The following is a 10,873-nucleotide window of genomic DNA, read 5'->3' as shown; positions in this document are numbered from 1 at the left end:
TAGAAGACCCCCCAAGATGAACCACGACTTTGAAAGAATCCTCCAAGCAGCGCCGTCGCCTTTCGTATTGTTGGACAGTGAGCTTCGGGTGGTCTGGGCCAATGACGCCTATCTGCAGGTCACGGACCGCCAGTTGGAACGGCTTATCGGGAAAGTCCTGTTCGAAGAGTTCCCCTCGGACCCCGAAAGCGAGTCGGGGCGAATGTTGCGGGCGTCTTTCGAACGGGTGTTTCGCGACGGCACCACCGATCACCTGCCGGTCATTCCCTATCCGATCGACACGGCCGACGGCACGACCGAAGACCGCTATTGGAGTGCGACCCATACGCCGATCCTGGGCCCGGAAGGGGAGGTGGAATTCCTTTTGCAACACACGCAGGATGTGACCGAAGCCTATATCGCAGAAACCCCCGGCGAAGAGCGAACGGGCTCTGCCCATGCCGCCGTGATGCGCCGTGCACATGAGGTGACGCAGCAGAACCTAGAGCTTGATACCGGCATAAGCCTTTTCAAGATGATCTTCGAACAGGCGCCGAACTTCATGGTCACCCTCATGGGGCCGAACCACGTCTTCCGCACGGTCAACGCCGCCTATATGCAACTGGTTGGCCAACGGGACCTCATCGGCAAACCCGTCCGCGAGGCGCTGCCCGAGATCGCGGGCCAAGGCTTCTTCGAAATGCTCGACGAAGTTTACCGGACCGGGGAGGCCGTCAGCCAACATGGAGCCGAGGCATGGGTGCGGCGCAGCGCCGATGGTCCGGCGGAGCGTGTCGTGGTGGATTTCGTGTTCCAACCGCTCGACAACGTCCATGGCGAGACGATCGGGATCATGATCCAAGGCCATGACGTGACCGCCCATAAGCTTGCCGAAACCCGGCTGAGCGAGGCCGAGGAGCGGTTCCGCACCATGGCCCATACCATGCCGGTTCATGTCTGGACCGCCACCGCCGATGGGCGGCTCGATTGGATCAGCGATCAGGTCTACGCCTTTTCGGGCGCGGAACCGGGCAGTCTGGTGGGCGACGCTTGGCCGACGATCATTCACCCCGACGACCGCGCAGAGGCGATTGCGACTTGGGCCCATGCGGTAGAGACCGGTACGGTCTATGCGACCGAGTTTCGCCTGCGGCGGGCCGATGGGGCCTATTGCTGGCATCTGGTGCGGGGCGCACCAATTCGGGACGACCAAGGCGCTTTGATGCGTTGGGTCGGCACGAATTCCGACATTCACGAACAAAAAGAACTGTCGCGCCAGTTGGCCGATCTGAATACGACGTTGGAAGAGCGTGTCGAGAAACGCAACCGCGAACTGGAAGAGTTGCATGACCGATTGGCGCAGAGCCAGCGGGTCGAGGCGGTGGGCAATCTTGCCGGTGGCATCGCCCATGACTTCAACAATCTGTTGCAGGTGATGACCGGCAGCCTGACCATGGCCGCGCGCGAGATCGCCGCGGATTCGCCTGCGCGGGTGCGGATCGATGCGGCGATGCGCGCGGTGGAGCGCGGTGCCTCGCTCTCTTCGCAACTGCTCGCCTTCAGCCGCCGGCAACCGTTGCAGCCCCGCTCGATCGACCTGCGCGATCTGCTGCGGGATATCGACGACATCATGCGCAGCGCCTTGGGCGAGGGGATGGAGGTCGAGATCGACACGCCCGAGGCCCTCTGGCCCGCCTATGCCGATGCGGCCAGCACCCAGAACGCGGTGCTGAACCTTGTGATCAATTCGCGCGACGCGATGGAGGGGCGCGGCAAGCTGAAGATCGCTGTCGAAAACCGGCACGTCGGCCCCGAAGAGCTTTTTGGTGAGCCTGACATGGTGGCGGGCGACTACGTTGAGGTCATAATCAGCGACCACGGGCCCGGCATCCCGGCCGAGACGCTGGCCAAGGTCTTTGACCCTTTCTTTACCACCAAACCCGTGGGCAAGGGCACCGGGCTGGGCCTGTCCACCGTCTATGGCTTCGCGCGGCAATCGGGCGGGCGGGTGACCATCGCCAGCCGCCCCGGCGCGGGCACGACGGTGACGCTGCTGCTGCCGCGGGCCGAGACGGCGGCGGAGCCATTGCAGTGGCACGACCCATCCGAGATCGCAGGCGGGAGTGAGACCGTGCTGCTGGTCGAAGACGACGCCGAGGTGCGCGATGCCACCGCCGCCTTGCTGACGGATTTGGGCTATAGCGTGCGCACCGCAGAAGACCCCGCGGCGGCGCTCAAATCAGCGCGGCAAGCGCCGGACTTCGACCTTGTGATATCGGATGTCGTCATGCCCGGCGAGTTCAGCAGCCGCGAGATGGCCGAAACCCTTCAGGCCGAGCGGCCCGATCTGCCGATCCTGTTCATCTCGGGCTATTCGCGCGATGCGATCGTGCGCGATGGCCGGGTCGACGCCGGGGTGCAGTTCCTTGCCAAACCCTTCACCAAAGACGCTTTGGCGATCAAGGTGCGCGATGCGCTGTCGTCGGCTCCGGTCGCCTCGACCAAGACCGAGACTCCGGCGCAGGAACAGCCCGACCGGCCCCGTCATGTGCTGCTGTGCGAAGACGACGCGCTGATCCGGCTCGATCTGGCGGATATCCTCAGCGGGCTTGGCACCGAAGTCACGGAAACCGCCTCGGGGCAGGAGACCTTGGACAGGCTGCAGGCTGGCGCGTACGACGCGCTGCTGATCGACGTGGGCCTGCCAGATATCTCAGGCGAAGAAGTGGCGACCCGGGTCCGGGCATCGCATCCCGATATGCCCATCATCTTTGCCACCGGCCAAGCGGAAGTGCCCGCTGCCGAAGCGCTGGGCCGCTGCGCCGTGGTGCAAAAACCTTTCGGTGACCGCGACCTCGAACGGGCCTTCACGCGGTTGGGCATTCTGGCGCAGACGGAAACGGCGACAGCGATGTAACGCGGCGCGCCCGCCTCCGCGACATCCCGCGCGGGGCGGGGGTGGCACAAGAACAGCTTGCGCCACCCCCGCAAAGGCGTGCAGAAGGCCGTGACCCAAAGACGGAGCCCGCCGCATGCGCGACCAAAAACTCACTCACGCCGAGGTTTACCGCGCCGCGCGCCTGAGCGTGGCACCCATGATGGATTGGACCGACCGCCATTGCCGCTACCTCCACCGTCTGCTCAGCCGCGAGACCCTGCTTTACACCGAGATGGTGACCGCCCCCGCCTTGGTGCGTGGCGGCGCGTTGCATCTGCTAGATCACGACCCTGCGGAACATCCGGTTGCATTGCAACTGGGCGGGTCAGACCCGCAAGAGCTGGCGCAGGCGGCGCGGTTGGGGGCCGCGGCGGGCTATGATGAGATTAACCTTAATTGCGGCTGCCCCTCTGACCGGGTGCAATCGGGCGCATTCGGGGCCGTTTTGATGCAGCAACCGGGGCTGGTGGCCGATTGCGTCGACGCGATGCGCGCGGCCTGCGATGTCGAGGTGACGGTGAAATGCCGCATCGGGGTGGACGATCAGAACCCCGAAGAGATCCTGCCCGAGTTCCTGTCGCGGATCGTAGCGGCGGGCTGCACCCGTGTGACGATCCATGCGCGCAAGGCCTGGTTGCAGGGGCTAAGCCCCAAGGAAAACCGCGATATTCCGCCGTTGGATTATGACCTCGTCCACCGAATGAAGGGGCTGTTCCCGAACCTGCACATCTCGGTCAATGGCGGGATCACCTCGCTCGATCAGGCCGAAGCCTTTCTCGATGCGGGGCTCGACGGCGTCATGGTGGGGCGCAGCGCCTACCACGCGCCTGCGGATATCCTCGCCACGGCAGACCGGCGCATCTATGGGCAGGGCGGCGACAGCAGTGCTGAGGCGGCGGTGCAGGGGATGTTGCCCTATATCGAGGCCCATTTGGCGGACGGCGGGCGGCTGGGGCAGATCACCCGGCATATGCTGGGGCTTTTCGCCGGGCGGCCCGGTGCGCGGCAGTGGCGGCGTATCCTTTCCGAAGGGGCGCATAAGCCCGGCGCGGGTACAGAACTGGTCGAGGCTGCTTTGGCCGAAGTCGCCGCGGCGCAGGATGTGGCCGCGGCGGGGTAGGGTCAGACGCTGGGTTCAGCCACAGGGCGGGGCCGCAGCAGCGCCAATGTGAGCAGGGCCGCCACCAGACCGCAGGCCGCGATGGCCCCCAACATCGGCGTGACGCTGCCGTCGAAAAACGGCCCGGCCAGCGCGATGGAAAGGCCCCCGGCCACCATCTGCAAGGTGCCGCCCAAGGACGAGGCCAGCCCCGCGATATCGCCGTGGTCGTCCAGCGCCACGACCATCACCGTCGGCACCACCACGCCAAGGCAGGCATTGGCGCAGAACAGACCCGCCATCACCACATAGAGGCCCGGCTCGGTAACCAACGCGGTGGCAAAGATCGCGGCGGAGAAGAGCACGAAGCCCGCGACGCCACGCCGCACGAGGCTGCGCATGCCCCAGCGTTCGCCCAGCCATCCCGCCAATTGCGAGGCCGAGAAGAAGCCCACCGCATTGACCGCGAAGGCCAGCGAGAAGCCCGTCGGCCCCAGCCCGTATTGCCCGGTATAGACGAAGGGGGCGAAGGCAATGAAGACAAAGAAAGACCCCATGGCGAAGCCGCCGATAAAGGTCAGCCCATGAAGATCGGATCGCTCAGTAGCACTTTCGCCCCGCGCCAAAGGCTGCGCGGGTTGATCCGAACGCGGCGCTCTGCGGGCAAGGTCTCGGGCTGGGCGGTGGCGGTGAGGGCCAGCGCGGCAACCGCCAGAACGCCAAGGGCGATGAATATTGCGCGCCAATCGGCCAAGGCCAGAACCGCGCTGCCCGCCAGCGGGGCCAGCATGGGCGAGATCGAGATCACCAACATCAACATCGCCATCAAGCGCGTCGCCTGTGTCCCGGTATATTGGTCGCGGATGATCGCGCGGGGCACCACCATCAGCACCGCGCCACCCAGCCCTTGCAGGGCGCGCCAACCGGTCAGCGCCGCCATCGAAGGGGCGAAGGCCGCCCCGAAAGAGGCGACCAGAAACAGCGCGAGCCCGACCATGATCGGCAGTTTGCGCCCCGCCTGATCGGCCCAAGGGCCGTAGAAAAGCTGCCCCAGCCCAAAGGCGATGAAATAGGCGGTGATCGTCGCCTGAACCGCCGTCTCAGAGGCGCCATAGCTGGCGGCGATGGCAGGCATGGCGGGCAGATACATATCAATGGCGAAGGGGCCGACCAGCCCCAGCAACCCGAGAATGAGCGCTGAACGTAGCACGAGATGTCCTTTCGGATGGGATGGCCGGGGCCATATGGGGCAGGCGGCAAACGGTCGGTGCGCTTGGGGCCCACAGTCGCGGGCAACCTAACCGGCCTTGGGCAAAGTGCAACCCCGGCGTTATCGCCTTGAACCCTTCGCGCGAAACGGCTTGATAGAGCCAAAGACAGCCGGGGAGGGGCTCATGCCAGAATTGAACGATCTATTGCCGATGCTGGTGCTGCTCGCCCTGATCGGCGGTTTTGCCGGGATTTTGGCAGGGCTTTTGGGCGTCGGCGGGGGCATCGTCTTGGTCCCGGCGTTCTTTTATGTGCTGCAATCGCTGGGCTACGGCGGGCCGCAGTTGATGCAGATTTGCCTTGCGACCTCTCTGGCGACGATCATCGTCACCTCGGCGCGTTCGGTTCATGCGCACAACAAGAAGGGCGCGGTGGATTGGGAGATTCTGCGCACTTGGGCACCGGGATCATGCTGGGGGCCATACTGGGCGTGCTGCTGGTGTCGCAATTGCGGACCCAGACGCTACAGGTGATCTTTGGCGGGCTGGCGCTTTGCGTGGGTCTCTACCTCGGCTTTGGACGGAGCGAGTGGCGCTTGGGGGAGACCATGCCGCGCGGCCTCAAACGCGCGCTCCTGTCGCCGATGGTGGGCTTTCTGTCGGTGCTCATGGGGATCGGCGGCGGCAGCTTTGGCGTGCCGCTGATGACATTGCACGGGCGGCCCATTCACAAGGCTGTGGCCACGGCGGCGGGCTTTGGCCTCTTGATCGCTGTGCCTTCGGTGATTGCCTTTCTGTTTGTCGACATCGGCCAGAACCGCCCGCCGCTGACCCTCGGCGCGGTCAACCTCGCAGCCTTTGGAATTGTCGTGGCGATGACGCTGATCACCGCGCCTTGGGGCGTGCGGCTGGCCCATGCGATGGACCCCAAACCGCTGCGGCGGGTCTTTGCCGTCTTCCTCGTACTGGTGGCGCTGAATATGCTCAGAAAGGCGCTTTGGGGCTGAGGCGTCCCGTTTTTGACCTTACTCCTGCCGAAATACGGCTCTTTTTGCCCAATTTCGGACAATGTTCACTAAATTGCCGTAATCTCGACACAAACCGCGGGCTAAATGCCATAACAAACGCAGAATCATCCGAACCAAGGGACGTGACGAGATGCGCCGAAGCGGGACCAAAGCGATCATTCTCAAAGGGCAGGGCAGCGACCTCGCTTATTGGAAACCTGCGCGCCGGGGCCGTCGGGCGTTTCGTTTCGATGGGATGTTCACCCGTGAGACCAGCCTGACCTTCGCCCGCGCCGCTGTGCCTGCCGCCAACTACAACGCGGCCCCGGTGGGGTATCAGGATGTCACAAACGGCGAAGCGGCCCTTATTTTCCTGAACCAGATCGTCCAGCGCCGCGGCGCCTGAGCCCGCCCTAGTCGCGCCGCCGGGCCAGCCGCGCCGCGCGGCCCCCGCGCCGTTTCGCATGGGCGCTCTCGCGTGAGGGCAGTTCCGCCATGATGGCGCGGCGTTCCTCGGCGCTCATCGCGGACCAGCGGCCAATCTCGTCGATCGAACGCAGACAGCCGGTGCAGAGACGGCTTTCGGGATGCACCACGCAGATGTTGATGCAGGGGCTTTCGACCTCATCGCGTTGCCAAACCTTTTTAGTCACGGCGCATCACCTGCAAACGATCCAGAAGCCCCTGAAGGATATAGCCCGCCGCCACATGGTCGATGACCTCGGCGCGGCGTTTGCGGGTGGTGTCGGCCTCAAGAAGCGCGCGTTCGGCGGCCACGGTCGACAGGCGCTCATCCCAATAGGTGATCGGCAGCGGGCTGAGCCGGTCGAAGTTGCGCGCAAAGGCGCGGGTCGACTGGCAGCGCGGCCCCTCGGTGCCATCCATATTGCGCGGCAACCCCAGAACCAGCCCGCCGATCCGGCGTTCGGCGATGATCTCGGTCAGCCGCGCGGCATCGACGCCGAACTTCTTGCGGCGCACGGTTTCCAGCGGGGTGGCGACGGATTGGAAACTATCGCTCACCGCCACGCCGATGGTCTTTTCACCCAAGTCCAGCCCGATCAGCGCCTGCATCGGGGCAGGGCGGCGATGAAATCTGCGGTTTCGTCGTAAATCATCCTGCCACCCCTGCGCGTTCTCCGGCGCTGCGGATCATGTCCAGCGCCGCATTGTCGCCCGAGAAGACCTCGAGCGCATTGTCATAGACCGCTCGGGCCTGATCGGTATCGCCCAAGACCCCTAGCGACGTGATCAGCCGCGCCCAGTCCTGCGGCGGGCCGCCTTCGCTGGCCAGACGGTCCGACAGCCCCGCGACCATGCCGCCGATCATCTCCATCCGGTCATCCGCGCTCATCTCCGAGGCGGCTTCGATGTCTTCGGCCGAAGGGCCGCGCGCGGGGTGCCAGTGCCAATCTGCGGCATCTCGTAATTCACCCCGGCAAGGGCGGCGACCTGAGCGATCTGCGCGCGGATCGGTTCGATCCACGGGGCATCGGCAGGCCCGCGCCGCAGCAGCGCATCCCAGATGCGAAAGCCCACATCGGGCCGCCCGGTCTGCACCATCATCAGGCCGAGGTAATAGCGCGCCCGGCCATCCTGCTCATCGCGGTTCAACACCTCGCGCAGGGCGGTTTCCGCCTCGGGCGAGACATAGCCGCCCGCTGCCAGCACCAAGAGTTCGGCATAATCCGCGATATCCTTGGAGGTGCGGTCGGCGCCTTTGAGACGCAGCACATTGGCCTGCGCCTCGGCGGCGGCGGCGAAATTGCCGATGCGGGCTTCGTTCTGCGCCAGAAGGGTTTGCCCTTGCAGATCTTCGGGTCGGTCTTTGACCGTGGCGCGCAGCTGTTGCATCAAGGCGAGGTAATCGGCGCTCAGCCCTTCGGTGGCGGGGCTGGGGGGCAGGCTCTCCACCGCGCTTTGCTGGCTGGGCCGGTTGCGGCGCATATCCTCGGCAAAGGCGATGCGGTCGGCGAGGGCCAGATCGCCATAGCCGGGCTGCCCCAGATGCCAATAAAGCGCCAAAGACCCGGCGCCCAAGGCTACGACCCCGGCGATCAGCACCAAGGGCGCGGGGCGCGAAGCGGTTTGAGGGCCACCGTCGCGGGCGGCATCGGCCGCGAGGATGCGGCGCGAAATCTCGGTCCGGATGCGGGCGGCGTCGGCCTCGGGGACAATGCCGCGTGCCACATCGCGCTCGACCTCATCCAACTGGTCGCGGTAAACCTTGAGATCATAGTCCGCCTGAGCGGGCAGAGGCGTATCCGCGCCGCGCCAAGCGGCCCGCGCCAAAAGACCGCCCACGACAAGCGCCATCGCGCCAGAGAGAAACCAAAATATCATGGCCTCTACCTAACCTTTGACCGGCCCCGACAAAAGCCCGCAAATGCCGCGTGCCCTGCGGCATTTTTCACCAATCGCGCCGCATGTCGCAAAACCGCGTCCAAATGCCGTGGTGGTCATTTCGTATATCTGCTCCTAGGCTCAGAACTGAGCACAGCCGCCCGCGCGGCCCGAATCCTTGCCGGGAAGTGACGTGATGAAGAAATACTCCGTTTTCGCAGTGGCCCGAGAGGCGATGCGCCATCATACGGGCTGGACCCGCGCATGGCGGGATGCGCAGCCGAAAAAGCGCTATGACGTGATCATCGTGGGCGCGGGCGGGCATGGGCTGGCGACGGCCTATTACCTGGGCAAGAACTTCGGCATCACCAATGTCGCGGTGCTGGAGAAGGGCTGGCTTGGCGGCGGCAACACCGGGCGCAACACGACGATCATCCGCTCGAACTACCTGCAAGACCCTTCGGCTGCGATCTACGAAAAGGCGCGCAGTCTTTACGAGACGATGAGCCAAGACCTGAACTACAACGTCATGTTCAGCCCCCGTGGTGTCATCATGCTGGCGCAGACCGAGCATGAGGTGCGCGGCTACAAACGCACGGCCCATGCCAACGCCCTGCAAGGCGTACAGACCGAGTTCATCGGGCCGGACCGGGTCAAACAACTGGTGCCGATCATCAACATCGACGGGCCGCGCTACCCGGTGCTGGGCGGGCTTTGGCAGGCCCGCGGCGGCACCGCGCGGCATGACGCGGTGGCTTGGGGCTATGCGCGGGCCTGCTCAGATATGGGCATGGACATCATCCAGAAATGCGAGGTGACCGGCGTGCGCCAGACGGGCGGCAAGGTGACTGGCGTCAGCACCACACGCGGCGCTATCGACTGCGACAAGCTGGGGATCGTCGTGGCCGGGCATTCGGGCCAGCTGGCGAATATGGCGGGCTTTCGTCTGCCGATCGAAAGCGTGGCCTTGCAGGCGCTGGTCTCGGAGCCGGTCAAACCCTGTATGGATGTCGTCGTCATGGCCAATACGGTGCACGGCTATATGAGCCAGTCCGACAAGGGCGAGATGGTCATCGGCGGCGGCACGGACGGGCATAACAACTACACCCAACGCGGCAGCTTTCACCATATCGAAGAGACGGTGCGCGCGCTGGTCGAGACCTTCCCGATGATCTCGCGGCTCAAGATGCTGCGGCAATGGGGCGGCATCGTGGATGTCACCGGCGACCGCTCTCCGATCCTCAGCAAGACCCCGGTCGAGGGGGTGTTTATCAATGGCGGCTGGGGCACGGGCGGCTTCAAAGCGATCCCCGGTTCGGGCTGGGGCTTTGCGGAGTTGATGGCCAAGGGGCATTCGCCCCTGACCGACGCCTTCGGGCTTGAGCGTTTCGCCGAAGGCCGCTTTATCGACGAATCCGTGGCCGCCGGGGTGGCGCATTGATGATGTGGATCGGCCACAATTCGCCGCTGCTCAGCGCGGGGGGAACGCCAGTGCCCGGCACGGGGTTACCCGTTCAGACATTGAATATAACGGAGCTGAACAATGGCAACCCCGGATCACAACCGCACGGATCACGTCGATCATACCAACACCACCACAACCACGACCACGACGGATCGCGGCGGCAGCAGCGGCCTTGCTTTCATCGTGGGCGCGGTCGTCGTCGTGGTGGCTTTGCTGGCCTATTTCCTCTTCGCGGGCGGTGACCTCGATGGCGCGAATGACGTCAACGTTAATATCGAAGGCGCAGCCGAAAGCACTGGCGAGACCATTGAGGGCGCTGCCGAAGGCACAGCGGATGCCGTCGATGAGGCCGCAACCCCGACCGAGTAAAACCCCCTCGGCCACGCGCGCAGCGTCGCCTTTTCACGATTCACGCCGCTCCGCGCTGTCGCGCCGGGGCGGCGTTTTGCCGTTCTCTACCCGCGCAGGAGCCTGCCCATGCTGATCCTCACCTGTCCTTGCTGCCATGTTACCGCCGAAGAGACGGAGTTTCACGGCGGCGGGGAGGCGCATTTGAAACGCATCGGCCCCGGCGGCTCCGAAGAGGATTTCGAGCGCTACCTTTTCATGCGCGAAAACCCCAAAGGCGTGCATCTTGAGCGTTGGCGGCATGTCTATGGCTGCGGCAAGTGGTTCCACATGGCCCGCGATACCGCCACGCTCGAAGTCTTTGGCAGCTATCCTGCACAGACCCTTGCCCCGCCGGATCACATCGTTGAGGCGATCCGCAAACGCCATCCTGATTGGCAGTGGCAGCGCGCCAGTTAACCCCCGACCTCGTTTCTCGCCCCGGTA

The 10,873-nt window shown here is 64.8% G+C and carries 7 protein-coding genes and 4 pseudogenes; 7 read left to right on the top strand and 4 right to left on the bottom strand.

The window, feature by feature from the left end:
- Nucleotides 1-16 precede the first annotated feature (16 nt).
- Both CUR85_RS01140 and dusA read left to right on the top strand, forming a co-directional pair.
- A complete protein-coding gene (locus CUR85_RS01140) occupies nt 17-2,896 on the top strand; it encodes a hybrid sensor histidine kinase/response regulator (RefSeq protein ID WP_209273849.1) in 2,880 nt (959 codons plus the stop codon).
- Between the two features lie 115 nt (nt 2,897-3,011).
- Nucleotides 3,012-4,037, top strand: coding sequence for a tRNA dihydrouridine(20/20a) synthase DusA (dusA, locus tag CUR85_RS01135; protein ID WP_067264710.1), 1,026 nt, complete (start codon nt 3,012-3,014; stop codon nt 4,035-4,037).
- A gap of 2 nt (nt 4,038-4,039) precedes the next feature.
- Here dusA and CUR85_RS01130 read toward each other — a convergent pair.
- Nucleotides 4,040-5,151 (bottom strand): annotated as a pseudogene (locus CUR85_RS01130) (multidrug effflux MFS transporter).
- A gap of 259 nt (nt 5,152-5,410) precedes the next feature.
- Here CUR85_RS01130 and CUR85_RS01125 point away from each other — a divergent pair.
- Nucleotides 5,411-6,231, top strand: a pseudogene (locus tag CUR85_RS01125) (sulfite exporter TauE/SafE family protein).
- 151 nt (nt 6,232-6,382) lie between these two features.
- The gene (locus CUR85_RS01120) at nt 6,383-6,637 is read left to right on the top strand and encodes a hypothetical protein (RefSeq protein WP_067264716.1); all 255 of its coding nucleotides are present in this window, start codon (nt 6,383-6,385) and stop codon (nt 6,635-6,637) included.
- A gap of 7 nt (nt 6,638-6,644) precedes the next feature.
- On the opposite strand, the gene CUR85_RS01115 is transcribed toward CUR85_RS01120, so the two are convergent.
- The 3 genes and pseudogenes from CUR85_RS01115 to ccmI all read right to left on the bottom strand — a co-directional run bounded on the left by CUR85_RS01115 (nt 6,645) and on the right by ccmI (nt 8,574).
- Nucleotides 6,645-6,884, bottom strand: coding sequence for a DUF1289 domain-containing protein (locus CUR85_RS01115; protein WP_067264719.1), 240 nt, complete (start codon nt 6,882-6,884; stop codon nt 6,645-6,647).
- Nucleotides 6,877-7,349 (bottom strand): annotated as a pseudogene (gene ruvX, locus CUR85_RS01110) (Holliday junction resolvase RuvX). Before ruvX ends, CUR85_RS01115 begins: the two are co-directional and overlap by 8 nt.
- Nucleotides 7,346-8,574 (bottom strand): annotated as a pseudogene (gene ccmI / locus CUR85_RS01105) (c-type cytochrome biogenesis protein CcmI). Before ccmI ends, ruvX begins: the two co-directional pseudogenes overlap by 4 nt.
- Nucleotides 8,575-8,770: 196 nt before the next feature.
- On the opposite strand from ccmI, the gene CUR85_RS01100 reads away from it, so the two are divergent.
- The 3 genes from CUR85_RS01100 to CUR85_RS01090 all read left to right on the top strand — a co-directional run bounded on the left by CUR85_RS01100 (nt 8,771) and on the right by CUR85_RS01090 (nt 10,846).
- Nucleotides 8,771-10,015, top strand: coding sequence for a sarcosine oxidase subunit beta family protein (locus tag CUR85_RS01100; RefSeq protein WP_067266456.1), 1,245 nt, complete (start codon nt 8,771-8,773; stop codon nt 10,013-10,015).
- A gap of 102 nt (nt 10,016-10,117) precedes the next feature.
- On the top strand, nt 10,118-10,408 hold the full coding sequence (locus CUR85_RS01095) for a hypothetical protein (RefSeq protein ID WP_067266453.1): 291 nt from the start codon (nt 10,118-10,120) through the stop codon (nt 10,406-10,408).
- 108 nt (nt 10,409-10,516) lie between these two features.
- Nucleotides 10,517-10,846, top strand: a complete 330-nt coding sequence (locus CUR85_RS01090; protein ID WP_067266451.1) for a sarcosine oxidase subunit delta — start codon at nt 10,517-10,519, stop codon at nt 10,844-10,846.
- The last annotated feature ends 27 nt before the right edge of the window (nt 10,847-10,873 follow it).

It is taken from the genome of Sulfitobacter faviae (genome assembly GCF_029870955.1).
Lineage (GTDB): Bacteria > Pseudomonadota > Alphaproteobacteria > Rhodobacterales > Rhodobacteraceae > Sulfitobacter > Sulfitobacter faviae.
The sequence above is the reverse complement of the archived record's forward strand: the minus strand, read 5'-3'. Positions and strand labels throughout refer to the sequence as shown.

What these genes read in the sequence shown, in the direction of transcription:
- CUR85_RS01140 (WP_209273849.1), top strand. Translation starts at nt 17, where the DNA reads ATGAACCACGACTTTGAAAGAATCCTCCAAGCAGCGCCGTCGCCTTTC.
- dusA (WP_067264710.1), top strand. Translation starts at nt 3,012, where the DNA reads ATGCGCGACCAAAAACTCACTCACGCCGAGGTTTACCGCGCCGCGCGC.
- CUR85_RS01095 (WP_067266453.1), top strand. Translation starts at nt 10,118, where the DNA reads ATGGCAACCCCGGATCACAACCGCACGGATCACGTCGATCATACCAAC.
- CUR85_RS01090 (WP_067266451.1), top strand. Translation starts at nt 10,517, where the DNA reads ATGCTGATCCTCACCTGTCCTTGCTGCCATGTTACCGCCGAAGAGACG.
- CUR85_RS01120 (WP_067264716.1), top strand. Translation starts at nt 6,383, where the DNA reads ATGCGCCGAAGCGGGACCAAAGCGATCATTCTCAAAGGGCAGGGCAGC.
- CUR85_RS01100 (WP_067266456.1), top strand. Translation starts at nt 8,771, where the DNA reads ATGAAGAAATACTCCGTTTTCGCAGTGGCCCGAGAGGCGATGCGCCAT.